This window comes from Streptomyces sp. BK340 (genome assembly GCF_007827595.1).
Lineage (GTDB): Bacteria > Actinomycetota > Actinomycetes > Streptomycetales > Streptomycetaceae > Streptomyces.
Genome location: NZ_VISR01000002.1, coordinates 310,929 through 335,784 on the forward strand (window position 1 = coordinate 310,929; position 24,856 = coordinate 335,784).

Annotated in this window: 22 protein-coding genes; 15 read left to right on the top strand and 7 right to left on the bottom strand. The window is 71.5% G+C overall.

All coding sequences use genetic code 11. From position 1 onward, the window contains the following. Positions 1-75 precede the first annotated feature (75 nt). Positions 76-1,668: a FadD3 family acyl-CoA ligase gene (locus tag FB157_RS04805; protein ID WP_145876263.1), complete on the top strand. Its 1,593-nt coding sequence runs from the start codon at positions 76-78 to the stop codon at positions 1,666-1,668. Between the two features lie 89 nt (positions 1,669-1,757). On the opposite strand, the gene FB157_RS47120 is transcribed toward FB157_RS04805, so the two are convergent. Both FB157_RS47120 and FB157_RS04810 read right to left on the bottom strand, forming a co-directional pair. After that, entirely contained in the window at positions 1,758-1,925 is a 168-nt protein-coding gene (locus FB157_RS47120) for a hypothetical protein (RefSeq protein WP_186581345.1), read from the bottom strand. Positions 1,926-2,128: 203 nt separating this feature from the next. Further along, the gene (locus tag FB157_RS04810) at positions 2,129-5,095 is read right to left on the bottom strand and encodes a BTAD domain-containing putative transcriptional regulator (protein ID WP_145876265.1); all 2,967 of its coding nucleotides are present in this window, start codon (positions 5,093-5,095) and stop codon (positions 2,129-2,131) included. A 189-nt stretch (positions 5,096-5,284) separates the two neighbouring features. Here FB157_RS04810 and FB157_RS04815 point away from each other — a divergent pair, with 189 nt between their 5' ends. From FB157_RS04815 to FB157_RS04840, 6 genes are all read left to right on the top strand, one after another. Further along, positions 5,285-6,535 carry an amidohydrolase family protein gene (locus FB157_RS04815; RefSeq protein WP_145876267.1) on the top strand — a complete coding sequence of 417 codons (1,251 nt, stop codon included), beginning with the start codon at positions 5,285-5,287 and terminating at the stop codon, positions 6,533-6,535. After that, positions 6,532-7,455, top strand: a complete 924-nt coding sequence (locus tag FB157_RS04820) for an LLM class F420-dependent oxidoreductase (RefSeq protein WP_145876269.1) — start codon at positions 6,532-6,534, stop codon at positions 7,453-7,455. The genes FB157_RS04815 and FB157_RS04820 overlap by 4 nt, the downstream gene beginning before the upstream one ends. A 9-nt stretch (positions 7,456-7,464) precedes the next feature. Next, complete coding sequence (locus tag FB157_RS04825) at positions 7,465-8,235, top strand: SDR family NAD(P)-dependent oxidoreductase (RefSeq protein ID WP_145876271.1); 771 nt, start codon at positions 7,465-7,467, stop codon at positions 8,233-8,235. 86 nt (positions 8,236-8,321) lie between these two features. Continuing rightward, positions 8,322-9,440, top strand: coding sequence for an LLM class flavin-dependent oxidoreductase (locus tag FB157_RS04830; protein ID WP_145876273.1), 1,119 nt, complete (start codon positions 8,322-8,324; stop codon positions 9,438-9,440). A gap of 13 nt (positions 9,441-9,453) precedes the next feature. Continuing rightward, on the top strand, positions 9,454-11,184 hold the full coding sequence (locus tag FB157_RS04835) for an amidohydrolase family protein (protein WP_145876275.1): 1,731 nt from the start codon (positions 9,454-9,456) through the stop codon (positions 11,182-11,184). Further along, positions 11,181-12,632 (top strand): aldehyde dehydrogenase family protein, encoded by a 1,452-nt coding sequence (locus FB157_RS04840; RefSeq protein WP_145876276.1) that lies wholly within the window; start codon positions 11,181-11,183, stop codon positions 12,630-12,632. Before FB157_RS04835 ends, FB157_RS04840 begins: the two co-directional genes overlap by 4 nt. Positions 12,633-12,638: 6 nt before the next feature. Here FB157_RS04840 and FB157_RS04845 read toward each other — a convergent pair whose 3' ends face one another. Beyond that, positions 12,639-13,037, bottom strand: coding sequence for a nitroreductase family deazaflavin-dependent oxidoreductase (locus FB157_RS04845; RefSeq protein ID WP_145876278.1), 399 nt, complete (start codon positions 13,035-13,037; stop codon positions 12,639-12,641). A gap of 168 nt (positions 13,038-13,205) precedes the next feature. Here FB157_RS04845 and FB157_RS04850 point away from each other — a divergent pair, with 168 nt between their 5' ends. Genes FB157_RS04850 through FB157_RS04865 form a run of 4 tightly spaced genes read left to right on the top strand, consistent with a single transcriptional unit; the run spans position 13,206 to position 16,101 of the window. Next, positions 13,206-13,580 (top strand): hypothetical protein, encoded by a 375-nt coding sequence (locus FB157_RS04850; RefSeq protein ID WP_145876280.1) that lies wholly within the window; start codon positions 13,206-13,208, stop codon positions 13,578-13,580. Positions 13,581-13,590: 10 nt separating this feature from the next. Further along, positions 13,591-15,168, top strand: a complete 1,578-nt coding sequence (locus FB157_RS04855) for a peptidoglycan-binding protein (protein ID WP_145876282.1) — start codon at positions 13,591-13,593, stop codon at positions 15,166-15,168. Between the two features lie 11 nt (positions 15,169-15,179). After that, entirely contained in the window at positions 15,180-15,671 is a 492-nt protein-coding gene (locus FB157_RS04860; protein ID WP_145876284.1) for a protease inhibitor I42 family protein, read from the top strand. Positions 15,672-15,702: 31 nt separating this feature from the next. Next, a complete protein-coding gene (locus FB157_RS04865) occupies positions 15,703-16,101 on the top strand; it encodes a hypothetical protein (protein WP_145876286.1) in 399 nt (132 codons plus the stop codon). Here the strand turns inward: FB157_RS04865 and FB157_RS04870 are convergent. Both FB157_RS04870 and FB157_RS04875 read right to left on the bottom strand, forming a co-directional pair. Then, entirely contained in the window at positions 16,098-17,402 is a 1,305-nt protein-coding gene (locus FB157_RS04870) for a carotenoid oxygenase family protein (RefSeq protein WP_145876288.1), read from the bottom strand. The genes FB157_RS04865 and FB157_RS04870 overlap by 4 nt on opposite strands. Continuing rightward, complete coding sequence (locus tag FB157_RS04875) at positions 17,399-17,959, bottom strand: hypothetical protein (protein WP_145876290.1); 561 nt, start codon at positions 17,957-17,959, stop codon at positions 17,399-17,401. The genes FB157_RS04870 and FB157_RS04875 overlap by 4 nt, the downstream gene beginning before the upstream one ends. A 119-nt stretch (positions 17,960-18,078) precedes the next feature. Here FB157_RS04875 and FB157_RS04880 point away from each other — a divergent pair, with 119 nt between their 5' ends. Continuing rightward, a complete protein-coding gene (locus FB157_RS04880; RefSeq protein ID WP_145876291.1) occupies positions 18,079-18,591 on the top strand; it encodes a PadR family transcriptional regulator in 513 nt (170 codons plus the stop codon). Here FB157_RS04880 and FB157_RS04885 read toward each other — a convergent pair. Further along, entirely contained in the window at positions 18,584-19,972 is a 1,389-nt protein-coding gene (locus FB157_RS04885; RefSeq protein WP_145876293.1) for a CehA/McbA family metallohydrolase, read from the bottom strand. The genes FB157_RS04880 and FB157_RS04885 overlap by 8 nt on opposite strands. A 182-nt stretch (positions 19,973-20,154) precedes the next feature. On the opposite strand from FB157_RS04885, the gene FB157_RS04890 reads away from it, so the two are divergent. From FB157_RS04890 to FB157_RS04900, 3 genes are read left to right on the top strand one after another with little or no spacing between them, the layout of a single operon-like run. Then, a complete protein-coding gene (locus FB157_RS04890) occupies positions 20,155-21,009 on the top strand; it encodes an LLM class F420-dependent oxidoreductase (protein ID WP_145876295.1) in 855 nt (284 codons plus the stop codon). A gap of 40 nt (positions 21,010-21,049) precedes the next feature. Further along, positions 21,050-23,635: a bifunctional FO biosynthesis protein CofGH gene (locus FB157_RS04895; protein WP_145876297.1), complete on the top strand. Its 2,586-nt coding sequence runs from the start codon at positions 21,050-21,052 to the stop codon at positions 23,633-23,635. A gap of 60 nt (positions 23,636-23,695) precedes the next feature. After that, positions 23,696-24,265 carry a hypothetical protein gene (locus FB157_RS04900; RefSeq protein WP_145876299.1) on the top strand — a complete coding sequence of 190 codons (570 nt, stop codon included), beginning with the start codon at positions 23,696-23,698 and terminating at the stop codon, positions 24,263-24,265. Between the two features lie 19 nt (positions 24,266-24,284). Here FB157_RS04900 and FB157_RS04905 read toward each other — a convergent pair whose 3' ends face one another. After that, on the bottom strand, positions 24,285-24,794 hold the full coding sequence (locus FB157_RS04905; RefSeq protein ID WP_145876301.1) for a DUF2165 domain-containing protein: 510 nt from the start codon (positions 24,792-24,794) through the stop codon (positions 24,285-24,287). Positions 24,795-24,856: the final 62 nt, after the last annotated feature.

Here is a 24,856-nt window from a genome sequence, read left to right on the forward strand (position 1 = left end):
CACCCTTCCTTTGCTGACAGCCCGTCAGGTTACAGCTAATCTGACGGTCAGTCAGCTAGAGCGCAGGGGGCTGCTATGAGTGACTGGGGCACCATCCCGGGTCTGGTGCGATGGTCGGCCGAGCGGTACGCGGACACCGAGGCGGTGGTCGAGGGCCGTACGAGGATCACGTACGCGCAACTCGGCGCCCGTGTGGAGCGTGCGGCGGCGGCCTGTCTGGCGAGCGGGGTGCGGGTCGGCGACCGGGTGGCGGTCTGGGCCCCCAACTCCCTCGACTGGATCGTCTCGGCCCTGGGCGCGGTGTCGGCGGGCGCGGTCCTGGTCCCGCTCAACACCCGCTTCAAGGGCACGGAGGCGGCGGACGTGCTGCGCCGCAGCGGGGCCCGCCTGCTGTTCGTGACGGGCACGTTCCTGGGCACGTCGTACGTGGCGTCGCTGAGGCGGGCGGCGGGGACGTCCGAGGGCCTGGGGCATCCGCTCCCGGGGTTGCCGGCACTGGAACAGGTGGTGGTCCTCGCGGACGACGCCCCCCAGGACTTCCGCACCTGGAAGGACTTCCTGGCGACGGGCGAGGGCGTGGGCGAGTCCGACGTGCAGGCTCGCGCCGCCTCGTTGGACGGCACTCACCTCTCGGACATCATCTTCACCTCGGGGACGACGGGCCGCCCCAAGGGCGCGATGATCACCCATGGGCAGACGCTGACGGCGTACGAGATCTGGGCGGACCTGGCCGGCCTGCGCGCCACCGACCGCTATCTGATCGTCAACCCCTTCTTCCACACCTTCGGCTACAAGGCCGGGGTGATCGCCTGCCTGATGCGCGGGGCGACGATGATCCCGCAGCCGGTGTTCAACGTCGACACGGCGCTGGCGAACATCGCCGCGGAACGGGTGTCGGTCCTCCCGGGGCCGCCCACCCTCCACCAGTCCCTCCTGGACCACCCGTCCCGGGACACCCACGACCTCTCGGCACTGAGGCTCGTGGTGACCGGGGCGGCGGTGGTACCGCTGCGCCTGGTGGAACGCCTGCGCGGCGAACTGGGCGTGGGGACCGTCCTGACGGCGTACGGACTCTCGGAGGCGAGCGGCATCGTCACGATGTGCCGCCGCGGCGACGACCCGTCGGTGATCGCGTCCACCTCGGGCCGCGCGATCCCCGGTACGGAAGTGCACGTGGTCGACGCGGGAGGCTCACCGGTACCGCCCGGCACACCCGGAGAGGTCCGGGTCCGGGGCTTCAACGTCATGCGGGGTTACTACGAGGACCCGGCGGCGACGGCGGAGACGATCTCCCCGGACGGCTGGCTGAGCACAGGCGACATCGGCGTCCTCGACCCCTCCGGCAACCTCCGCATCACGGACCGCCTCAAGGACATGTTCATAGTCGGCGGCTTCAACGCGTACCCGGCGGAGATAGAGCAACTCCTGGGCCTCCACCCGGACGTGGCCGACGTGGCGGTCATCGGCGTACCGGACGCGCGCCTGGGCGAGGTCGGCAAGGCGTACGTGGTGCGCAGGCCGGGGTCAGTACTGACCTCCGACGACCTGATCGCCTGGTCCCGCAGGGAGATGGCCAACTACAAGGTGCCGAGGGCGGTGGAGTTCGTGGGGGCGCTGCCCAGGAATGCGAGCGGGAAAGTGGTGAAGGGGGAGCTGCGCGGGCGGTGAAGCCACCGCCACGCGTCCGGACACACCTCGGCCGCGGCGGCTCCCCCTCCGCGCCGCCGCGGCCGTTCCCCGTCCGGTGAAAGGTCTGATCAGGCCTTCTCGTCGGTGGCGTGGGTGTTGTCCGGAGTCGCCACGCCGGTGTCCTCGCCCGCCGCCAGAGTGACCGGCTTCAGCGGCTCGCTGGTGGCGTGCGTGTTCAGCGTGGTCACCTCGGGGGCCGAGGTCTCCGGCTGCGTCGTCTTCTTGGCGTCGCTCATGACTGCTCCCCTGATGCTCTGTGCGGTGGGTCGGAAAGGCCCGCTCGGCTGCTCCCCCTGGTGCGGCCGAGCGGGCACTTATGGGCCGGTACACCTTAAGGTGCGCCCATATGACGTCCCGTCTGCCCCCCGACGCGACGGATCGACACGACTGAGAGTGCCGTGCGGCGATAAACGAACGATGAACGTGCAGGACCCTGCTCTCAGAGCACTGCGCGTGCCTCGAGCAGAGCCCTCACCTCATCGGCCTCCGGTGCGCCCAGCGCCTCGAAGATGCTCAGGGCCTCCTGCAGACAGACCTGCGCACGACCGCTCTGCCCGATGCCGCTCAGCGCCCGGCCGAGTGCCGTGAGCACGTTGCCGCGCCGCCACTCCCCGCCGATTCCGCGGAGGAGGGTCAGCGCCGACTCCGCGTTGGTGGCGGCCTGTGCGAGTCGCCGGGCGGCGAGGTCGACCTCCGCGAGACGGAAGAGGGTCATGCCCTCCCACAGCCGCTGCCGGCTGTCGCGGAACACGGCACGGGCCTCCTCCAGGCGCTCGGCGGCCAGATCGAGCTGGCCGCTCTGGGTGAGCGCGAGCCCCAGCGCGTAGCGGCCGTTGGCGCCCTTGAACGCGTGGCCCATGTCGTCGTACATGTCCGTCCCCTGCTGGGCCAGGGACACCGCACTCGCGGTACGGCCCGTCGCCAGGTGTATCCGCGAGAGGTTGCACAGGGCGCTGGCCTCACCGGGCCGGTCACCGGCGGAACGGAAGCTCTCGATGGCCCGCGTCAGATGACTCTCGCCGACGTCGTACCGGCTCTGGTACAGGGCGATGACCCCGAGCATGTTGGACGCCCAGCACTGGGGAAGGGGGTCACCCGCCACCTCGGCCAGTCGCACGGCCTCGGCGGCCTCCTGGTCTGCCAGTTCGAAGCGGCCGGACATGTGGTGGCCGTTGGCCAGGGTGACCAGGGCGCGGGCCTCCGCACGCTCGTCACGGCAGCTCCGTGCGGCGGCACGGACCGCGGTTCCGGTTGCCTCGTACTCCTTGGAGTTGGCCCCCGATTCGGCGAGGTCGATGGCTGCCCACAACAGGTCCACGGCCCGCCTCAGCTGATCGGGCCGGGTCGACTGACGTACGCACGCGAGCAGGCAGATCGCCTCGCAGTACAGCCAGTCCTGGGCCTCGTGCCGCTCCTCGAACACCAGCCCCGCATACTCGGTCGGCTCCAGGTGGTCCACCAGCCGGTCTCCCGGGCGCTCGATCGCGTAGACCCCTGCCGCCGTGGCCAGGTAGAAGTCCAGCAGGCGCGACATCGCAGCCTCCCGCTCGCTCGGCGGCTGCTCGTCCCGCTCCGCGCAGGCTCGCGCGTAGAGCCGTACCAGGTCGTGGAAGCGGTAGCGGCCCGGTGCCGCGGACTCCAGCAGGGAGGTGTCCACCAGGGACTCCAGCAGGTCCTCGGTGTCCTCCGGGGGGAGGTCGAGGATCGCTGCCGCGGCGGCGAGGGACATGTCCGGGCCGTCGGCCAGGCCCAGCAGGCGGAACGCGCGGGCCTGGGCCGGCTCCAGCTGGCCGTACCCCAGCTCGAAGGTGGCCTTGACCGCCAGGTCCCCGGCCTGCAGCTCGTCGAGCCGGCGGCGCTCGTCCGCGAGCTTGACCGCCAGGACCGAGACCGTCCAGGTGCGGCGGGCCGCGAGCCGGGAGGCGGCGATGCGGATCGCGAGGGGGAGGAAGCCGCAGGCGGCCACCACGTCCAGTGCGGCCTCGCGCTCGGCCGCCACGCGCTCCTCGCCCACGATCTTCGTGAACAGGGCCAGCGCCTCGTCGGGGGACATGACGTCGAGGTCCACCAGGTGGGCGCCCGCCAGGTCCAGCATCCGCACCCGGGAGGTCACCAGCGCCGCGCAGCCCTCCGTGCCGGGCAGCAGTGGCCGTACCTGGGCCGCGTCCTTCGCGTTGTCCAGCAGGACCAGCACCCGGCGGCCGTCCAGGACCGAGCGGTACAGGGCCGCGCGCTCCTCCAGGGAGTCCGGGATCGCCGAGTCCGCCGTGCCCAGGGCCCTCAAGAACGACCCCAGCACCGTCTCCGGTTCCGCGGGCCGCGGCCCAGCCCCCTGCAGGTCCACGTACAGCTGTCCGTCGGGGAAGGCGGGCCGCGCCCTGTGGGCGACATGCACAGCCAGCGTGGTCTTCCCCACGCCCCCGATCCCGGCGAGCGCCGAGACCGCCATCACGCTGCCCTCCGCCTCGGACGCGGACGCCAGTACCTCGCTCAGCTCGGACACGAAGGCCGAGCGGCCCGTGAAGTCCGGGACGGAGGCCGGGAGCTGGGCCGGGCGGACCGGGACCACGGCGGGTTCGGTGGCCGGGGTGGAGGGTTCCGCGAGGGCCTCGTCGGCCTGGAGGATGCGCTGTTGCAGTTCGCGCAGGCCGGGCCGCGGGTCCACGCCCAGCTCCTCCGCGAGGAGGCGCCGCGTGTCCGCGTAGACCGCGAGGGCCTCCGCCTGGCGGCCGCTGCGGTAGAGGGCCAGCATCAGCAGTTCGCGCAGGCGCTCACGGAGCGGGTGGGCCGCCGTCAGGGCCGTCAGTTCCGAGACCGCCTCCGCGTGGCAGCCCTGCTCCAGGTCCATGTCCAGGCGGGACTCCAGGAGCTGCAGGCGCCATTCCTCCAGGCGGACCCGCTGGGCGTCGGCGTAGGGGCCCGGCACGCCGGCCAGTGGCTCGCCGTCCCACAGGGCCAGGGCCCGGTTCAGCACCTCGCGCGCCTGACGCAGATCCCCGGCGCTGCGCGCCTTCTCCGCCTCCGTCGCGAGGTCCTGCGCCACCGCCACGTCCAGGGCGCCCTCGCCGAGGCCCCGTACCGCGTAGCCGCCGGACTCGCTCGCCAGGACCCCGGGGTCCAGGATCTTGCGCAGCCGGGAGGCGTACGTCCGCAGCGCCGCCAGCGCCTGCGACGGTGGCTCGGCGCCCCAGAGCGCGTCGATCAGCTCCGCCGCCGTCGCCGTACGGCCCTCGCGCAGCAGCAGGGCGGCCAGCAGGGCGCGCTGCTGAGGGGAACCGGTGTTCAGCGTCTCCTCGCCGAGCCAGGCCCGCACCGGACCGAGCACGCTGAAGCGCAACGCCGCCGGCGCCGCGATGGCCGCGGAGCCGGGACGTCGCTGCTCAGGCACTCGCGGCCGACCGTCCATGCGTTCGCCCCCCTAGGCATCACGAACAACCCCGTCAGTTTGCCTTGTTCGGGGCGGTTCCGTCAGCCGGGGGAGACGCCGATCACAGGCCGGTACGCCGCAGTACACAAGGCCCTCACAAGGTCTTCGCACACAGTGGGCCGGACTCAGCAGCTGACGGACCGTCAGATCGGCGCTACCGTGAGCGCCATGGACACCCAGGACGCCCAGAACATCCCGAGTGACTTTCCGCGGATCATCTCCGTCGACGACCACACCGTGGAGCCTGCCCATGTCTGGCAGGACCGGCTGCCGAAGAAGTACCTGGACACCGGGCCACGGACGGTCCGCGCCCCACTGAGGGAAATGACCTTCCTGGGCGGGCGGTTCAAGCCCGTCATGGGTGAGCCGGGCGACGACGGCCCCGTCGGCGACTGGTGGGTCTACGAGGATCTGCACCGGCCGCTGACCCGGCTGGACACCGCCGTCGGGTACGACCGGGACGAGATCAAGCTCGAAGTCATCACCTACGAGCAGATGCGGCCCGGGTCGTACGACGTCACGCAGCGGCTCGCCGACATGGACGTCAACCACGTCCAGTCCGCCCTGTGCTTCCCGACCTTCCCGCGCTTCTGCGGCCAGACCTTCACCGAGGCCCGGGACCGCGACCTCGCCCTGCTCTGCGTCCGCGCCTACAACGACTGGATGGTGGAGGAGTGGTGCGGGCCGGCCGCGCGGGGGCGGCTCATACCGCTCACCCTCATCCCCCTCTGGGACCCGCACCTGGCCGCCGAGGAGGTCCGGCGCAACGCCGCCCGCGGCGTCCGGGCCGTCGCCTTCTCCGAGATACCCCCGTACCTGGGCCTGCCGTCGGTCCACGGCGACGAGTGGGATCCGTTCCTCGCGGCCTGCGACGAGACCGGCACGGTCGTCTCGATGCACATCGGCTCCAGCAGCCGGATGCCGTCCACCTCCGAGGACGCCCCGCCCGCCGTCGGCTCCACCATCACCTTCGCCAACTGCTGCTTCTCGATGGTGGACTGGCTGATGAGCGGCAAGTTCGAACGCTTCCCGAACCTGAAGGTGATGTACGCGGAGGGCCAGATCGGCTGGATCCCGTACATCCTGGAGCGCGCCGACGTGGTGTGGGAGGAGAACCGCGGCTGGGGCGGCGTCGCCGACAGGGTCCACCGGCCCCCGTCCGAGTCCTTCGCCGGCCACGTCTACGGCTGCTTCTTCGACGACGCCTTCGGGCTGCGCAACCTCGACTCCATAGGTGTCGGAAACGTCCTGTACGAGACCGACTACCCCCACTCCGACTCCACCTGGCCCAAGTCCCGCGAGGTCGGCGAGGCCCAGATGGGGCATCTGCCGGCGGACGTCGTCGAGCGGATCGTCCGGGGGAACGCGATCGAGCTGCTGGGGCTGACGGCGGACGGGCTGTGGGAGGGGTCCGCGTGAGTCTCGCCTACGGCATCCAGCTGCCCGTCCAGTCCCAGAGCACCCTCTACACGGAGGGCTGGGAGGCCGCCGCCGGGCCCGCCGATCTGGTCGAGATCGCGCGGGCCGTGGACCGGGCCGGGTTCGACTACCTCGCCTGCTGCGACCACGTGGCGATCCCGCGCCGGCTGGCCACGGCGATGAGCACGGTCTGGTACGACCCGGTCGCCACCCTCGCCCATCTGGCCGCGGTGACCGAGCGGGTCCGGCTGCTCAGTCATGTGGCCGTCGTGGGCCTTCGGCACCCGCTGCTCAGTGCCAAGCAGTACGCGACCCTCGACCATCTCTCCGGCGGGCGGCTGATCCTCGGTGTGGGCGCCGGGCATGTGCGCGAGGAGTTCGAGGCTCTCCAGGTGGACTTCGAGCGGCGCGGAGCCGTGCTGGACGAGGCGATCGACGCGCTGCGCGCCGCCCTCGGGCCCGAGGAGTTCCCCGAGCACCACGGCAAGCTGTACGACTTCGCCGACCTGGGCCAGCGGCCCCGGCCCGCGCAGGAGCACGTCCCGGTCTGGATCGGGGGCTCCTCGACCGCCGCCGTCCGCCGGGCCGCGCTGAAGGGCGACGGCTGGCTGCCGCAGGGGGACCCACGCGACCGGCTGCCCGCGCAGATCGAGCGGCTGCGGCGGCTGCGCGAGGAGCACGGCGTCGAGGCGCCCTGCACCATCGGCGCCATCGCCGAGCCGCTGTACATCGGCCGGGCCGACTGGCACGTCGGGCGGCGCACCCTCACCGGGTCGCCGGAGGAGATCGCCGAGTCGCTGCGGGCGTACCGCGCGCTGGGCGTGCACCAGATCCAGGTGCGGTTCCGCAGCCGGAGCCGCAGCGAACTCATCGACCAGATCGGCGTGTTCGGGGCGGAGGTCGCGCCCCGGCTGGACTGAGGAGCGGACATGGGCAAGCTGGACGGGCGGGTCGTCATCATCACCGGGGCGGCGCGCGGACAGGGCGAACAGGAGGCGCGGCTCTTCCGGGCGGAGGGTGCGCGGGTGGTCGTCGCGGATGTGCTGGACGACCAGGGGGAGGCCCTGGCCAAGGAGATAGGGGCCCTCTACGTCCATCTCGACGTGGGCGCGGAGGAGGGCTGGCGGGAGGCCGTCGCCGCCGTCAAGCAGGCGTACGGGCGCATCGACGGGCTGGTCAACAACGCGGGCATCCTGCGCTTCAACGCGCTGGTGGACACCCCGCTGGACGAGTTCATGCAGGTCGTGCAGGTCAACCAGGTCGGCTGCTTCCTGGGCATGAAGGCCGTCGCGCCCGAGATGACGGACGGCGGGACCATCGTCAACACCGCCTCGTACACCGCGCTCACCGGGATGGCGGCCGTGGGGACGTACGCGGCCACCAAGCATGCCGTGCTCGGGCTGACCCGGGTGGCCGCGCTGGAGCTGGCGGGCCGGCGCATCCGGGTCAACGCCGTCTGCCCGGGTGCCATCGACACCGCGATGTCGAACCCGGCCCGGCTGGACCCGGACGCGGACCCGGCGGAGATGAGCCGGGCCCTGGACGAGCTGTACCGCAAGCTCGTGCCGCTCGGGCGGGTCGGGCAGCCGGAGGAGGTGGCCCGGCTGGCCCTCTTCCTCACCTCGGACGACTCGTCCTACATCACCGGGCAGCCGTTCGTGATCGACGGGGGCTGGCTGGCCGGGGTCCATGTCATCTGACAGTCCGTCACCTATTGACGAATCTGACGCTACGTCAGAAAGTTCGTAGCACTCGTGAGGACCTGAACCGGGGAAGGTGAACCGCCGTGGAATTCGGGCTCTTTGTACAGGGATACGTCGGCAAGCGCGCCGAGACCGACCCGCTGGCCGAGCACAAGGCACTGATGGAGGAGACCGAGTACGTCATCCAGGCGGACAAGTCCGGCTTCAAGTACGCCTGGGCCTCGGAGCACCACTTCCTGGAGGAGTACTCGCATCTCTCCGCCAACGACGTCTTCCTCGGCTACCTCGCCCACGCGACCGAGCGCATCCACCTGGGCTCCGGGATCTTCAACCCGCTCGCCCAGGTCAACCATCCGGTGAAGGTGGCCGAGAAGGTCGCCATGCTGGACCACCTCAGCGAGGGCCGCTTCGAGTTCGGCAGCGGGCGGGGCGCCGGCAGCCACGAGATCCTCGGCTTCCTGCCCGGCATCACCGACATGAACTACACGAAGGAGATCTGGGAGGAGACCATCGCCGAGTTCCCGAAGATGTGGCTCCAGGACGAGTACGCGGGCTTCCAGGGCAAGCACTGGCAGCTGCCCCCGCGGAAGGTGCTCCCCAAGCCGTACGGGAAGTCGCATCCGGCGATGTGGTACGCGGCCGGGTCGCCGCCCTCGTACGCCATGGCCGCGAAGAAGGGGCTCGGCGTGCTGGGCTTCAGCATCCAGAAGGTCTCCGACATGGAGTGGGTGCTGGAGCAGTACAAGACGGCGGTCGTGAACGCGGAGCCCGTCGGGGACTTCGTCAACGACAACGTGATGGTGACGACCACGGCGATCTGTGCGCCCACGCACGCCGAGGCGATCGACATCGCGGTGAACGGCGGGCTGCACTATCTGCCCTCGCTGGTCTTCCGCTACCACGACACGTTCCCGCGGCCCGAGGGCTTCCCGGTGTGGCCGGAGACGCTGCCCCAGTACACGCCGGAGTTCGTGGAACTGCTCATCGAGGAGGAGCTGCTGATCTGCGGGGACCCGGACGAGGTGCTGCGGCAGTGCAAGCGGTGGGAGCAGGCGGGGGCGGACCAGCTGAGCTTCGGGTTGCCGGTGGGGGTGCCGAAGGAGGAGACGCTGCAGACGATCCGGCTGATCGGCGAGCACGTGATTCCGAAGATCGACACGGATCCGGTGCACCGGACGTCGCGGTTCCGTCAGGCCGTGTGAGGGGGCTCCTGGCATGCTGGACCACCTCATCAGGGCGGTGACCGTCGTCGACGGCACGGGTGCCCCCGCATACACCGCCGACGTCGGCATACGCGGCGGCCGGATCGCCGCCGTCGGCCGGATCGCCGAAGGCGCGCGCACCACCGAGGACGCGCACGGTCTCGTCCTCGCCCCCGGGTTCGTGGATCCCCACACCCACTACGACGCCCAGCTCTTCTGGGACCCGTACGCCACGCCCTCGCTCAACCACGGAGTGACGACCGTGGCCGCGGGGAACTGCGGGTTCACGCTCGCGCCGCTGCATCCCGATCGCCCCGAGGACGCCGACTACACCCGGCGGATGATGTCCAAGGTGGAGGGGATGTCCCTGGTGGCGCTGGAGGAGGGCGCGCCGTGGAGCTGGAGCGGCTTCGGGGAGTATCTGGACGCCCTGGAGGGGCGGATCGCGGTCAACGCCGGGTTCATGGTGGGGCATTGCGCGCTCCGGCGGTATGTGATGGGGCCGGAGGCGGTCGGCGGGCAGCCGAGCGCGGAGCAGCTGGAGCAGATGCTGCGGCTGTTCCACGAGGCCATGGACGCGGGAGCCTGGGGGCTGTCCACCAGCCAGTCCAGTACGCACTCCGACGGTGACGGGCAGCCCGTGGCCTCCCGGCACGCGCGGCCGGCGGAGCTGCTGGCGCTGGCCCGGGCCGTCGGGGAGCACGAGGGCACCCAGATCGAGGCGATCGTCGCCGGCTGTCTGGACCAGTTCAGCGATGCCGAGATCGATCTGTTCGTCGAGATGAGCGCGGTGGCCGGACGGCCACTGAACTGGAACGTCCTGACCATCGACGCGGCCGTCCCGGAGCGGGTGCCCCGGCAGCTCAGTGCCAGTGAGCGGGCACGGAAGGCCGGTGGGCGGGTCGTCGCGCTCACCATGCCGATCCTGACCCCGATGAACATGTCCCTGGGCACCTTCTGCGCCCTGAACCTCATCCCGGGTTGGGGGCCGATCCTGGGCCTGCCGGTGCCGGAGAGGATCGCCAGGCTGCGGGACCCCGAGGTGAGGAAGGAGATGCTGCGGCGGGCCGAGTCGAAGGAGGCGGGTGTCTTCCGGCGGCTGGCGAACTTCGGGCGGTACGTCATCGGGGACACCTACAGCGAGGCCAACCGCGGGCTGACGGGGCGGGTGGTGCGGGACATCGCCGCCGAGCGCGGGCAGGACCCCTTCACCTGCCTGGTGGAGATCTGCGCCGCCGACGAACTCCGTACGGTCCTGTGGCCGATGCCCACCGACAACGACCCCGCCTCCTGGGCCCTGCGTGCGGAGACCTGGCAGCACGAGGACGTGCTGCTCGGCGGCTCGGACGCGGGCGCGCATCTGGACCGGATGTGCGGGGCGCCGTACACCACCCGGTTCCTCGGGGACTGTCTGCGCGGCCGGAAGCTGGTCGGTCTGGAGCAGGCGGTGAAGATGCTCACCGACGACCCGGCGCGGCTGTTCGGGCTGCGGGAGCGGGGCCGGGTCCGGGAGGGCTGGCATGCGGACCTGGTGCTGTTCGACCCGGAGCGGATCGACGCCGGGCAGGCCACCCTGGTGCACGACCTGCCGGGTGACAGCCCGCGGCTGGACGCCCGCGCGCTCGGGATACGGGCCGTGTGGGTCAACGGGGTCGAGGCGATCCGGGACGACGTGGTGAGCGGCGCCGTGCCGGGCCGGGTGCTGCGGTCCGGGCGGGACACCGGGACGGTGAGCACCAGGTGAGCGAGGGGCAGCGGCTGTTCGTCGGCGGGCAGTGGGTGGAGCCGGACGCCGGCTACTACCCGGTGGTCGACCCGGCCACCGAGGAGACGGTGGGGCAGGCACCGGAGGCCTCGGTGGAGCAGGTGCGGGAAGCCTGCGCCGCGGCCCGGGAGGCCTTCGGGGCCTGGTCGCGGACCGGCCCGGGGGAGCGGGCCGCGGTGCTCGGACGGGCCGCGGAGATCATCCGCGGCCGGCTCGGCCCGTACGCCGAGCTGGCGCGGGCCGAGACCGGGGCGACGACCGGGACGGCCCGGGCGATGCAGGTCGGGGTGGCAGCCGCCCGTTTCCGCCGGTACGCCACCGTGGAGCCGGCCGAGTGGGCGATCGCCCCGCAGATCAACGAGGCCGGGCCCATGGGCAGGGCGGGGGTGATGGGGGCGCTGGCGGTGCGCCAGCCCGTCGGCGTGGTCACCTGCATCACCTCGTACAACAACCCGTGGGCCAACCCGGCCGGCAAGGTCGCCCCGGCCCTGGCCATGGGCAACACGGTGGTCGTGAAGCCGGCCCCGCAGGACCCGCTGTCCGTCTACCGGATGGCCGAGGCGCTCGAGGAGGCGGGCGCACCGGCGGGTGTGGTGAACGTGGTCTCCGGGCGGGCCACGGACGTCGGTGCGGCCGCGGTCGCGTCGCCCGACGTCGACATGGTGAGCTTCACCGGCTCCACGGCCGTCGGCCGGCGCATCGCCGAGGTGTGCGGGCGGGACATGAGACGCCAGCTGATGGAGCTGGGCGGGAAGGGGGCGGCCCTCGTCTTCGACGACGCCGACCTCACGTCGGCGGTGGCCGGGATCGGGACGACGTTCTCCTTCTACAGCGGGCAGATCTGTACGGCGCCGACCCGGGTGCTGGCCCAGCGAGGGGTGTACGAGCGTCTGGTGGAGCAACTCGCCGCCTATGCCCGCCGGTTGAAGATCGGTGATCCGAGGGAGGCCGGCACGGTCGTGGGGCCGCTGATCTCCGCCGAGCACCGGGCGCGGGTGGAGTCGTACGTGGAGCTGGGCCGCAAGGAGGGTGCGACGGTGGTCGTCGGCGGCGAACGCCCCGCGCCGGAGCGGGGTTTCTATGTCGCCCCCGCTCTGCTGGCCGACTGCGCGAACGACATGCGGGTGGCGCGGGAGGAGATCTTCGGGCCCGTGGTGGCGGTCGTCCCGTTCGACGACGAGGACGAGGGCGTGGCCCTCGCCAACGACTCCGACTACGGCCTCGTCGACTACGTCTGGTCGGGCGACGTGGCCCGCGCCTTCCGCGTGGCCCGGCAGCTGCGGGCCGGCGGCGTCGGCATCAACACGGTCGGCCGCAACATGGAGGCGCCCTTCGGCGGCTTCAAGAAGAGCGGGGTCGGCCGGGACGTGGGCTCCTACGCCCTGCACGCCTACAGCGAGGTGCAGGCGATCGTGTGGCCGGGGTGAGCGGGCTCAGTCCGTGAGATCCACCCGCACCGTCAGCAGGTCGGTGCCGAACGCCCGTACGGCCGCGCTGTTGAAGCGGGGCAGGGCGCGCAGCCGGGCCACGGCGTCGTCCTCCGGCAGGAGGTGGGCGGTGCCGTGGTGCCAGCGGCCGCCGATGCGGACGCGGACCTTCGGGTCGGCCTGGATGTTGCGCACGTACTGCGACTTGAACCCGAACTCCGAGACGATCCAGAAGGAGTCGCCGACCCGGCGTCCGCCCACCGGCGTGGGCCGGGGCAGGCCGGAGACACGGCCGGTGGTCTCCAGAATCGTCTGGGCCGGGATGCGCCGGTTGAGCGGGTTGGCCACGTGACGCTGGAAGCGGGTGACGATCCGGTGCTTGAGACCGGCGGCCTTGCGTGACATCTCTCGGGCTCTCCTGCTCTTCTGCTCTCCTCCCGGAACGGTATCCGGATGCATGCCTCGCGCGGTGCCGCGGCAGCTCTGTGGAGGGCGTGTGATTCGTGGACAGGCCTGCGAATGGCGCGTGTTAGCCTCCCTCGCGATCGTGATCGATTGCAACGGGGGGCAGTGATGGGCACGTCTTCGGACGGCTACCAGGTCAAGTCCGGCATGAGCGACCAGGCCGGCGAACTGGACGGCGCGGGCACCGACACCGGGAAGATCGCCACGGCGATCGACCCCATGGCCTGCTACGCGCAGGACGCGCTCGGGGGTTCCGACTCCGGGCCGGCGTTCGACGCGTACGCCGCGGCCTGGGAGGCGGAGGCCAAGACGCTCACGGACGCACTGCACGAACTCGCGGACAAGATCCGTGCGTCCAAGGGCGCCTACGGCGGCAGCGACCACCTCGTCTCGACGCAGGCCGCCCACGTCCGTGCCGGTGACGGCACCGTCGGCACGGTGCCCGCGCACGCCGAGCGTCCCTCGGCTCTCTCGAGTTACTGAGGACCGCTCGATGACGGAATCCACCACCGACCGCCGCAAGCGGCTGGCCGGGCTGAGCGACGACATCGCCTCGGCCGACAGCAAGAACGACCTGATCGACGCGATCGACTCCGCGCTCGGCGTGTCCGCCCCGGTGGGCGACCCGGCCACCCTGGAGACACTGGGCAAGCGCTACCGGGGCCACGCCGACGACGCCCTCGGCGTCTCCGAGCGGGTCGACAAGGTGGCCCGCAAGGGCCTGCCGGAGGTGTGGGTCGGTGACACCAGCGTCCTCGCCTCCGACGCGGTCTCCGCCGCCTCGCGGTCCGCCGTGCAGATGTCCGAGGCGCTCCGGGGCGGCGGCAACGCCCTGCTGAACCTGGCCGACTGGCTCAAGGTCGCCCAGAAGGACGACGGCGACGGCCGCGCCAAGCTGCGCGAGGCGCGCGGCATGCTGGGCGGCAAGGACGGCTTCTTCGACGACTGGTACGAGGACGACGACGAGGAGTCGGCGCGGCTGAAGGCCCGCTCCGTGGCCTCCTCCGGCATCCAGCTGCTCCACCAGGCCGCCGTCACCGCCGACGACGCCGCGCGGCATGCCGCCCGCGACCTGAACAAGTGGGCCGCCGAGGCCCGCGCCGGCAAGCTGAACACCGACGAACTGTCCGCGGTCGACCGGCTGATGCTGGCCGACACCAGCAACGCGGGCGGCGATCCCGAGCTGAACGAGATCCTCACGGCGAACGACCTGGAGCGGTCCGGGCGCGCCATGGAGAAGCTGTCCCCGGCGGACCGGTCCCGGATGGAGCTCCTCCTGGCGGACGCGAAGACGCCGCAGGAGAAGGCGTACCTGATGAAGGCCCTCGCCGCGGGCAACTCCGTCGACGAGGTCGACACGTTCGCGAAGAAGATCCACGGCAAGGACCCGGTGTGGCTGCAGCAGCACCTGGCGCCGGTGACGACGGGCTACGAACCGTCGAACAAGGACCAGGAGCGCCAGGCCTTCAAGGGCAAGCTGTGGGACCAGGACGGCGAGACCTGCGTGCCCTCCTCCACGGTCACCGCGCGTGCCATCGTGGATCCCGTGTACGCGCTGGAGCTGACCGGCGGCCCCGACGGCACGGACGACGACCCGGATCACTTCCGTGAGCGCCTGACCGACGAACAGCTGCGCCTGCACGAGGAGGGCGACGGCGACAACTCCGGCTGGTGGTGGGACGAGCACCCGTCCGGCATGGACAAGGACGGGCAGGTGGAGATCTCCAACAAGGAGCTCAGCCCGCACACCGGCGATCACTACGAGGCCCAGAACATGGGTGGTGAGGACGACCGGCGCAACGTCCTGCCCGACATCGAGAAGTCCGTCGCCGAGGGCAAGCCCGTCCCCATCAACATCGAGCGGTACGACGAGAACAACGACCGGCACGGCCACAGCATGATGATCATCGGCCAGGAGGGGGACAAGCTCCAGATCTACAACCCCTGGGGCGTCACCACCTGGGTCAGCGAGGACGACTTCATCAAGGGAGACCTCAGCGCGGCCGCGGACGACCGCTACTCGCCCGCGCACAAGGGCAACGTCGACACCGTCTACATCCAGCAGGGCTGAGCAACGTGAACATGCGCACCGTAATGACCTCCCTGGCCACCGCCGCAGCCGCGGTCCTCGTGCTGTCCGGCTGCGGCGGCCAGGGGGGAGTCGACGAGTACGGCACCAAGGAGCGCGGGGCCGTCACGGTCGGCGCGGGGGACGAGTTCACCCTGAAGGTGCCGGCGAATCCCGCGCTCGGTCAGAACTGGTATCTGGCCGAGCCCCGGCCGGACAAGGACATCCTGAAGTACCGGGGCAAGCGGGAAGAGGAGAGCGGCGGCGGCTCCACCGGTTCCGGCGACGGCACCCAGTACTTCGACTTCACGGCGCTCAAGTCCGGCAAGGCCACGGTGAAGCTCCTGCACTGCCCCATGGCCGGCTGCCACAGCGGCACCGAGTCGGCGGCTCCGTTCCCGAACGCGACGGCCCCCGGCACGACCACGATGAGCCCGTTCCCGACGGCCACCGGCACCCCCGACGACCTGCCGGCGTTCTTCGTCTACACGATCACGGTCCGCTGACCCACCCACCCGAGAACCGGAAGCGTTCCCCATGCCCTCCGCATCCCGCACCGACGACGAGGTCCTCGCCACCACCGACGTGGCCGTGCTGCTCCGCTACGGCCTCACCCAGGACGCCTTCCGGACCGCCCTGTCCGGTGACGGCGCCGTCGCGGCCGCCGTCACCCTGGACCGGCTCGGTGTGGTGCCGCGCTCGGTGGCCTACGTCGCCAAGATCGTCCGCGCCGGCGGCCTGCGCTACGCCGCGCAGCTGCCCGAGCCGCTGCCCTCGCGTGAGGCGTCCGCGCTGCTGCTCGACTGGCTGGAGACCGCGGCGCAGGCCGCGGACACGCCGGACGGCGAGGCGCGCACCGCCCGCTGGCTGGACGCGGTCGCCGAGATCGTCGGCCTGCGCCGCGCCGCCCGCGCCCGCGGCGAGCACACCTCCTAGATCCGGTCGCCCAGCCAGTTGCCGTGGAAGCCGAACGGGACGCGAGCGGGCAGATGGACCGTGGCGACCGGGCCGGCGGCGAGGTCACCGGCATCCAGGACGACCAGGTCGCTGCGGTCGGTGGTGGCGTCGTGGACGTACGTCATGAGCCAGCCGGGGCCGCCGGGCCTGTCGTCGGCCGGGGCGAACGCAGCCTCGCCGGGGGTGCGGCCGGGGCCGAAGTCGTGCGTGGTCACGGAGCCGGTCGTCAGGTCGTAGCGGACCAGTGAGGTGCCACTGGTCATGTGCCCGTAGGGGGAGTCGAGGCCGGTGAGGCGGTCGTCGACGCGCGGGAACTCGCCCGGACGGTCGTCGACCTGCTCCTCGCGCACCGTCCCGCGGACCGGGTCGACGGTCCACTTCCACAGCACCGCCTGCTGCGACGCGGTGCTGCCGTCGGCGGTGCGGCGGTACATCTCCGGGTAGCGCATGACGTGCAGGACGACGGTGCCGTCCGGCGCGTCGTAGGCGTTGAGCGAGTGGAAGACGTAGCAGGGGTCCACGGTGAACCAGCGGACCTCGCCGTACGGGTCGTCGCGGCGCAGGAGGCCGAGCCGGGCGCCGTATCCGTCGTCCCACCGGTAGGGCATCGTCCCGCCGGTCAGGGCGAGTTCGATGTCGAAGACGACGGGCAGGTCCATGAAGACGACGTGCCCGGCGGTGAGCGCGAAGTCGTGCAGCATCGTCGGGCCCGGCACCTCGACGGGCCTGCTGACCACCAACTCGCCCGCGGCGTCGGCCCGGTGATAGGTGAGGTGGGTGGACTCCACCATGCCGTAGCCGAAGAAGTGCAGCTCCCCGGTGACCGGGCAGGTCTTCGGGTGGGCCGTCATCGCGGTGCCCAGCCGGCCGTCGAAGTCGTAGGGGCCCAAGGTGTCGAGGTCGCAGGTCAGCTCGTAGGGCAGGGCCGACTCGACCAGGGCGAGGGTGCGGCCGGCGTGCCGGACCACGTGGGTGTTGGCCGGGCCGGAGGTGAGGTCCCGGCGGCCCTGGTCGTCGTACATCCGCGCCCCGTCGGTGAACCGGGTCGTGCGCACCCACCGGTTGCGGTAGGAGACGGCCCGCCCGCCGTCGAGGCGGACGCCGTGCACCATGCCGTCGCCGAAGAACCAGTGCCCGGAGGCGGCGTCGGCCGGGTTCGGGCCGTTGCGCAGGTACCAGCCGGCCAGCTCGGGCGGGATCGTGCCGGTCACCGGCAGGTCGTGCGCGGTGAGTTCCTCGGTGACCGGGGCGTAGTTGCCGCTGAGGTGCTTCGGGTTCACCGGGCCACCTGCCCGGCCTTGGCCTGGACGTGGGCGACGTAGCGGACGGTGAAGACCATCGGGACGGCGAAGCCGGCGATCTGGATCACCGTGGCGGCGGTGGAGTGGGCGTGACCGGCGTGGGCCACCAGGGCGAGGGCGGCGGCGGTGGCCACGAAGGCGGCGGTCCAGACGGCGGTGATGACGACGTTGGTCCGGATGAACGGCTTCAGACCCCAGACCTCGGGAGGGGTGGTGCGCTTGGCGATGCCCAGGGTGAACGGCCGCCCGATGGCCAGCGAGATGCCGGCGATGAGGGCGAGGGTGCCGGAGGAGAGCGACGCGGAGTAGTCGTGCACGCCCGAGTGCGGGTCGGCGAAGGCGATGGCCGCGAGAGCGGCGAAGAAGACCGCCGAGCCGGATTCGATGATGAGTGCGTCAAATCCGGCGCCGGACTGCCTCTCCTTCGCGATGATCGCGACGGCGGCCAACAGTGCGGCCAGTGCGCCCCACTGCCAGTCCCCGGAGGGAAAGACGGCGAAGACGATCCACGGCAGGAACGTGCGCAGGTACGACATTGGTTTCCCCGTTTTTTCGATGTGGTCTTGGTCTGGTGCGGTCTTGCTTCCTGGCCTGACATGTCAAAAGTAGAAGGTCAGTACGTGACATGTCAAGAGTGGAATGTAAGCTGGGGGCCATGAGCCTCAAACACGCACTCCTCGGCCTGCTCTCGGAGCGCCCCGCCAGTGGGTACGACCTGCTGAAGCGGTTCGAGACCTCGCTGGCCAACGTCTGGCCGGCCACGCAGAGCCAGATCTACACCGAGCTGACCAAGCTGGCGGGCTCCGGACTGATCACGGTGGCCGCCGAGGGGCCGCGCGGCCGCAAGGAGTACACCCTGACCGACGAGGGCCTGGCCGAGCTGCGGCACTGGCTGACCGAGACCAGGCCCCAGCGCAACACCCGCAGCGATCTGCTCCTGCGCGTCTTCTTCCTGGGCGTGCTCAGCCCCGAGCAGGCCCGCACCTATCTGACCGAGCTGGTCGAGATGTCCGCGCGCGAGCACGAGCAGCTGAAACAGCTCGACGAGGCCATCGACTGGGACGACGACAACCTCTCGGTCTACGGCCGCATCGCCCTGGAGTACGGCCTGCGCTTCAACGCGATGCGCCGGGAGTGGGCCGAGTGGGCCGCCGACCAGATCAAGTAGTACCGAGGAAGACGGGGTTGGTGAAGGCGGCCATCGCCCCCGGCAGCGGACCGAGGGCCGTCTCGTGGCGCAACTCCGCCCGCACGTAGGCCGCTCGGGCCGGTGTCGTACGCCACTCGACCACGCCCTCCCCGGTCACCGGCAGCGGATCGCCGGTCAGCAGCGTGCCCTGGTCGGTGATGAAGCGGACGGAGCAGCGCGGGGCGCCGGAGACCTCCAGGCGGACGGTCACCGGCGTGTCGTCCGGCACTTCGAGCCGCTCGCCGATGCCCGCCTCCCGGCCGGCACCCGCGGCGGTGAAGGCGAGCGCGACGTGCTGAGACTCGGCCACGTACGATCGGCCCGCGCGCAGGCCCTGCTGGATCGCCGCACGCGTGAGGTCCTCGGCGAGGACGACCGTCTGGGGCATGCCGACCGCGTCCGGGTCGCGATGGGCGTCACTGTTGCCCATGGCCGGCAGCCACGCCCGCCCCTCCCGTACGCAGGCGACGAGCCGGGCGTCCCAGGCGGCCAGGGTCACCTCGTCGTCGGGCGTGTACGGCCCGTTCCACACCTCGACCGCGTCCGCCTCCCCGAACCCGAACCGCCAGCCGCACCCGACGCACGTGGCGTGCGGATGGGCCGGCACGACCAGCCCGCCGGCCTCCCGGACGCGCCGCGCGAAGTGCCCGAAGCGCCCGTCCCGGGCCCGGTACCGCCAGTCCACGAAGGTGCCCGGCTCGGTCCCGAGGGCCAGCACGTGCCCGTTCCGCGTGGTGACCTCCTCGCCCAGCATGACCAGCAGGTCGTCGCCCGCCACGTCGGCCCAATGGGCATGGGAGGACGTCGTGTTGTGCTCGGAGCTGTTGATGAAGTCCAGCCCCGCCGCCCGGGCCAGCGCCCCGATCTCGGCCGGGGTGCGGCGCCCGTCGGAGTGCCAGGAGTGGAGATGACAGTCGCCGCGGTACCAGGCCCGCCCCCGTCCCCGGGCGCGGGGCGGCGGGTGGACCGGCCGGGGCGTCTCGCCGGGCTCCCCTTCCGTGAGGGTGACCGTCACCTCGTACGACAGCCCCTGCGGCGCCACCGTGTACGGCCCGAGCGCGATGTACCAGGTCCCGGGATGCGGCGCCCCGGGAAGATACCCGGGCGTCGCCTCGTCCGCCCGCACGAAGAACTCCGTACGGGCCCCGCCCGACCACCCCCGAAACCCCCGCCCGCCCAGCTCGGTACCGCGCACGTCGAAGAGCCCGATGTCGAGGGCGTTGCCGGGGGTGCCGGATGGGACGGCCGGCTTGTCGTAGGTGTAGGAGACGCGCAACTCACGGATCCCGGGGCCCACTTCGAAGGGAAGGTAGACGTAATCCGGCGAGCCGGGAGCGATGGTGCCGCGCAACGTCGTCACACCCTCAACGTAGGCCAACTCCAGGGACACGGGCAGTATCAATTTGCGACTCCGCCGCGTGGGCGCGACAAGCCACATGGCACCCGCACTCGCCAGCGAAGATCAACCAGTCCCCACGACGGCGTCCCGAGCCCCGACCGGTTGGTATGGACATATGGGACAGCACCCGGTACAGATGCCCCATGCGCATCGCCGTCACGATCTTCCTCACGGACGAGACAGTCACCCCCACGCGCCTGGCCCGCGAACTGGAATCCCGGGGATTCAGCGGCCTGTACCTCCCCGAACACACCCACATCCCCGTCGAGCGGACCACCCCCTACCCCGTCGGCGGCGACCTGCCCCGCGAGTACGGACGCACCCTCGACCCCTTCGTCGCCCTGGGCCAGGCCGCGGCCGTCACCGAGCGGCTGGCGCTGGGCACGGGGATCACGCTGGTCGCCCAGCACGACCCGATCGCCCTGGCCAAGCAGATCGCCACCCTCGACCACCTCTCCGGCGGCCGCTTCACCCTCGGCCTCGGCTTCGGCTGGAACGTCGAGGAGGCGGCCGACCACGGTGTGGAGTGGCGCGGCCGCCGGGAGCTGGTCCGGGACCGGATGGGCCTGATGCGGGCGCTGTGGTCCGAGGAACCGGTGGGGTACGAGGGCGAGTCCGGCAGCGTGCGGCCGAGCTTCGCGTTCCCCAAGCCGGCGCAGAAGCCGCGCGGGCCGGTCGTCGGCCCCCGCACGCTCGTCGGCGGGGCCGCGGGGCCCAGGCTGTTCGCGCACATCGCCGAGTACGCGGACGGCTGGCTGCCGATCGGTGGCCGCGGGCTCGGCGAGTCGCTGCCCGTGCTGCGGTCCGTCTGGACGGACGCCGGCCGCGACCCGGCCGCCCTCCAGGTGGTCCCGTACGCCGTCCGTCCCACCCCCGGCAAGCTCGCCCACTACGCGGAGCTGGGAATCGAGGAGACGGTCGTCCAACTGCCCCCGGCGGGTGAGGCGGAGGTGCTTCGGGTGCTCGACGAGTACGCGGGTTTCCTGGAGCCTCGATGAGACCCCATTGGCGTGATCAGCCCGAACGTATGCTCAAGGAATGACGACTTCCGCGACCTCCGGGACCGGCCCGACCGAGAACTCCATGCGTCGCGCCCTCAAACGTGCCCGGGACGGCGTCGCCCTCGACGTCTCCGAGGCGGCGGTGCTCCTCCAGGCCCGCGGCGAGGCCCTCACCGACCTCGTCGCGTCCGCAGCCCGGGTGCGTGACGCGGGCCTTCAGGCGGCGGGCCGGCCCGGTGTCATCACCTACTCGAAGAGCGTCTTCATCCCCCTGACCCGGCTGTGCCGGGACAAGTGTCACTACTGCACCTTCGTCACCGTCCCGGGCAAGCTGCGCCGGGCGGGCCACGGGATGTTCATGTCCCCCGACGAGGTGCTCGACGTCGCCCGCAAGGGTGCCGCCCTCGGCTGCAAGGAAGCCCTGATCACCCTCGGCGACAAGCCGGAGGACCGCTGGCCGGAAGCGCGCGAGTGGCTGGACGCGCACGGCTACGACGACACCATCGCCTACGTCCGCGCCATCTCCGTCCGGATCCTGGAGGAGACGGGCCTGCTGCCCCATCTCAACCCGGGCGTGATGACGTGGACGGACTTCCAGCGGCTGAAGCCCGTGGCCCCCTCCATGGGCATGATGCTGGAGACGACGGCCACCCGGCTGTGGTCCGAGCCCGGCGGCCCGCACCACGGCTCCCCGGACAAGGAACCGGCCGTACGGCTGCGGGTGCTGGAGGACGCGGGCCGCTCCTCGGTGCCCTTCACCTCCGGCCTGCTGATCGGCATCGGCGAGACGTACGAGGAGCGTGCGGAGTCCCTGATCGCGCTGCGGAAGGTCTCGCGGGCCTACCACGGCATCCAGGAGCTGATCATCCAGAACTTCCGCGCCAAGCCGGACACGGCGATGCGCGGCATGCCGGACGCCGAACTGGACGACCTGGTCGCCACGGTGGCGGTGGCCCGGCACATCATGGGCCCGAGCGCCTGCCTCCAGGCCCCGCCGAACCTGGTGGACGCCGAGTACGAGCGGCTGATCGGCGCCGGTATCGACGACTGGGGCGGGGTGTCCCCGCTCACCATCGACCACGTCAACCCGGAACGCCCCTGGCCGTTGATCGAGGAACTCACCGAGCGTTCCCGTGCCGCCGGCTTCGAGCTGCGCGAACGCCTGTGCGTGTACCCCGAATTCGTCCGCCGCGGCGAGCCCTGGCTGGACCCGCGCCTGCGCCCGCACGTGGCCGCGCTCGCCGACCCGGAGACCGGCCTGGCGCTGCCGGACGCGGTGGTCGAGGGACGTCCGTGGCAGGAGCCGGAGGAGGCCTTCGTGCCCAGCGGCCGCACGGACCTGCACCGCACGATCGACACCGAGGGCCGGACGGCCGACCGGCGCGACGACTTCGACGAGGTGTACGGCGACTGGGAGGCGCTGCGTGAGGCGGCGGCTCCCGGCATGGCGCCGGAGCGCATCGACACGGACGTACGCCAGGCGCTGCGCACGGCCGCCGACGACCCGACCCGGCTGACCGACGCCGAGGCCCTGGCCCTGTTCCACGCGGACGGCCCGGCGCTGGACGCGCTGTGCCGGGTGGCGGACGACGTGCGCAGATCGGCGGTGGGCGACGACGTGACGTACATCGTCACCCGCAACATCAACTTCACCAACGTCTGTTACACCGGCTGCCGCTTCTGTGCCTTCGCGCAGCGCAGGACGGACGCGGACGCGTACACGCTGTCGCTGGAGCAGGTGGCGGACCGGGCCCAGCAGGCGTGGGACGTGGGCGCGGTCGAGGTGTGCATGCAGGGCGGGATCCACCCCGACCTGCCCGGCACGGCGTACTTCGACATCGCGAAGGCGGTGAAGGAGCGGGTCCCCGGCATGCATGTGCACGCCTTCTCGCCGATGGAGGTGGTGAACGGCGCGACCCGGACCGGCATGTCGATCCGGGAGTGGCTGTCCGCCGCCAAGGAGGCCGGTCTCGACTCCGTCCCCGGTACGGCGGCGGAGATCCTGGACGACGAGGTCCGCTGGGTCCTGACCAAGGGCAAACTGCCGGCGGCCACCTGGATCGAGGTGATCACGACGGCCCACGAGCTGGGCATCCGCTCCTCCTCGACGATGATGTACGGGCACGTGGACCAGCCCCGCCACTGGCTCGGCCACCTGCGCACACTGGCCGGGATCCAGCAGCGGACGGGCGGCTTCACCGAGTTCGTGACGCTCCCCTTCATCCACACCAACGCGCCGGTGTACCTGGCGGGCATCGCACGTCCCGGCCCGACCACGCGGGACAACCGGGCGGTGACGGCGATGGCCAGGCTCCTTCTCCACCCCTACATCCCCAACATCCAGACAAGCTGGGTCAAACTCGGTGCGGAGGGTGCGGCGGAGATGCTCCGCTCCGGGGCGAACGACCTGGGCGGCACGCTGATGGAGGAGACGATCTCCCGCATGGCGGGCTCGTCGTACGGCTCGTACAAGTCGATCCGCGACCTGGTGGCCGTGGCCGAGGCGGCCGGCCGGCCGGCGAAGCCCCGCACCACGCTCTACGGACAGGTCCCGGACGAGCGCCGGAGCGCGGCCGAGGCCTCCGACGGGCACCTGCCGGATCTGCTGCCCGTCCTGGACTGAGTACGATGATCCGACCCCTGTGCTGAGAGGGGGGACCCGTAGCGGAGGAGATGCGTACCCGTGGCTGCCCGACTGCCCTCGTGGGCCTGGGTCTCCGGTCTGACGGCGGGGGCGACCGCGGCCGTCGTCTTCCTGGCCGTGCAGGCGGAACACGGGCCGCATCCCACGGCCGCGAAGGCCAGGCCCAGCGCTTCGGCGTCGGCGTCGGCGGGCGCCCACGTGCCCGCGAAACCGAAGCCGTCGGGACCGCCCGCGCTGCCGGAGGGGTCCGGCACAGGCCGCCGGATCGTGTACTCGCTCGGCGAGAAGCGGGTGTGGCTCGTCGACGCGACCGGCAACGCCGGCCGCACCTTCACCGTGTGGCCGGGCACGGTGAGCCCGCAGCCCGGCCGCTACTCGGTCACTCTGCGCATCCAGTCCCTCAAGGGCTCGGACGGCGTCGAGATCGAGCACATCATGTACTTCACCAAGGTGTCGGGCGTGAACATAGCGTTCTCCAACGCCCTCGACGGCGCCTCACCGCCGCCCGCGAACGGCAAGAAGCTGGGCGGCATCCGTATGCACAAGGAAGACGGCGCCGCCCTGTGGGCCTACGGGGATCAGGGCACGAAGGTGACGGTCGTCAAATAGCGCCACATGGCGCCCCGCATCAGACGGCGTCCCGCTGCCCGCGGTCCGGCAGCAGGTTGACGATCAGGGCGACCCCGGTGAGCACGAGCACCCGGGTCGCCGCGTCCAGCCCGTTCCAGGTCTTCGACTGCCACATCGAGAACCACTCACCGCCGATCGCGATGAACCCGGCGCCGAAGAGCAGCACCAGCATCAGCAGCCCGTAGGTGGACCAGCGCCGGGCCCGGTCGTGATCCTGCCGCGTCCACAGCCAGGTGCCCCGGATCAGGACGAGCGCGGCGACGGTCTCCCACACGATGATTGCGACGTACGCGGTGTCCTGAAGTGCGGTGCTGGTGATCGCCCGCCACATCAGGTTGTCGTCCTTGAAGGTCGTGTCCATCGCGAGGACATGCCGCACGAACTGCTGGTTCGTCCCGAAATCGGTGATGTTCCCGAGGGCGACCAGGGCGATGTAGAGGGCGAGTATGCCGGTGAGCACACCGGCGGCGAGCCTGAGGCCGGTGTGGCGCGTGGGGGTGGTGGTCATGGCTGGATTCTCCCTGACGAACGCCCCCTCCTCCCACGCGCATTGAGCCAGAATGTGGAGGC

Coding starts and splice junctions, on each gene's coding strand:
- FB157_RS04845 (WP_145876278.1), bottom strand. CDS start 13,037: ATGTCACGCAAGGCCGCCGGTCTCAAGCACCGGATCGTCACCCGCTTC.
- FB157_RS04865 (WP_145876286.1), top strand. CDS start 15,703: ATGCCCTCCGCATCCCGCACCGACGACGAGGTCCTCGCCACCACCGAC.
- FB157_RS04805 (WP_145876263.1), top strand. CDS start 76: ATGAGTGACTGGGGCACCATCCCGGGTCTGGTGCGATGGTCGGCCGAG.
- FB157_RS04850 (WP_145876280.1), top strand. CDS start 13,206: ATGGGCACGTCTTCGGACGGCTACCAGGTCAAGTCCGGCATGAGCGAC.
- FB157_RS04890 (WP_145876295.1), top strand. CDS start 20,155: ATGCGCATCGCCGTCACGATCTTCCTCACGGACGAGACAGTCACCCCC.
- FB157_RS04905 (WP_145876301.1), bottom strand. CDS start 24,794: ATGACCACCACCCCCACGCGCCACACCGGCCTCAGGCTCGCCGCCGGT.
- FB157_RS04880 (WP_145876291.1), top strand. CDS start 18,079: ATGAGCCTCAAACACGCACTCCTCGGCCTGCTCTCGGAGCGCCCCGCC.
- FB157_RS04875 (WP_145876290.1), bottom strand. CDS start 17,959: ATGTCGTACCTGCGCACGTTCCTGCCGTGGATCGTCTTCGCCGTCTTT.
- FB157_RS04855 (WP_145876282.1), top strand. CDS start 13,591: ATGACGGAATCCACCACCGACCGCCGCAAGCGGCTGGCCGGGCTGAGC.
- FB157_RS04860 (WP_145876284.1), top strand. CDS start 15,180: ATGCGCACCGTAATGACCTCCCTGGCCACCGCCGCAGCCGCGGTCCTC.
- FB157_RS04815 (WP_145876267.1), top strand. CDS start 5,285: ATGGACACCCAGGACGCCCAGAACATCCCGAGTGACTTTCCGCGGATC.
- FB157_RS47120 (WP_186581345.1), bottom strand. CDS start 1,925: ATGAGCGACGCCAAGAAGACGACGCAGCCGGAGACCTCGGCCCCCGAG.
- FB157_RS04895 (WP_145876297.1), top strand. CDS start 21,050: ATGACGACTTCCGCGACCTCCGGGACCGGCCCGACCGAGAACTCCATG.
- FB157_RS04810 (WP_145876265.1), bottom strand. CDS start 5,095: ATGGACGGTCGGCCGCGAGTGCCTGAGCAGCGACGTCCCGGCTCCGCG.
- FB157_RS04825 (WP_145876271.1), top strand. CDS start 7,465: ATGGGCAAGCTGGACGGGCGGGTCGTCATCATCACCGGGGCGGCGCGC.
- FB157_RS04835 (WP_145876275.1), top strand. CDS start 9,454: ATGCTGGACCACCTCATCAGGGCGGTGACCGTCGTCGACGGCACGGGT.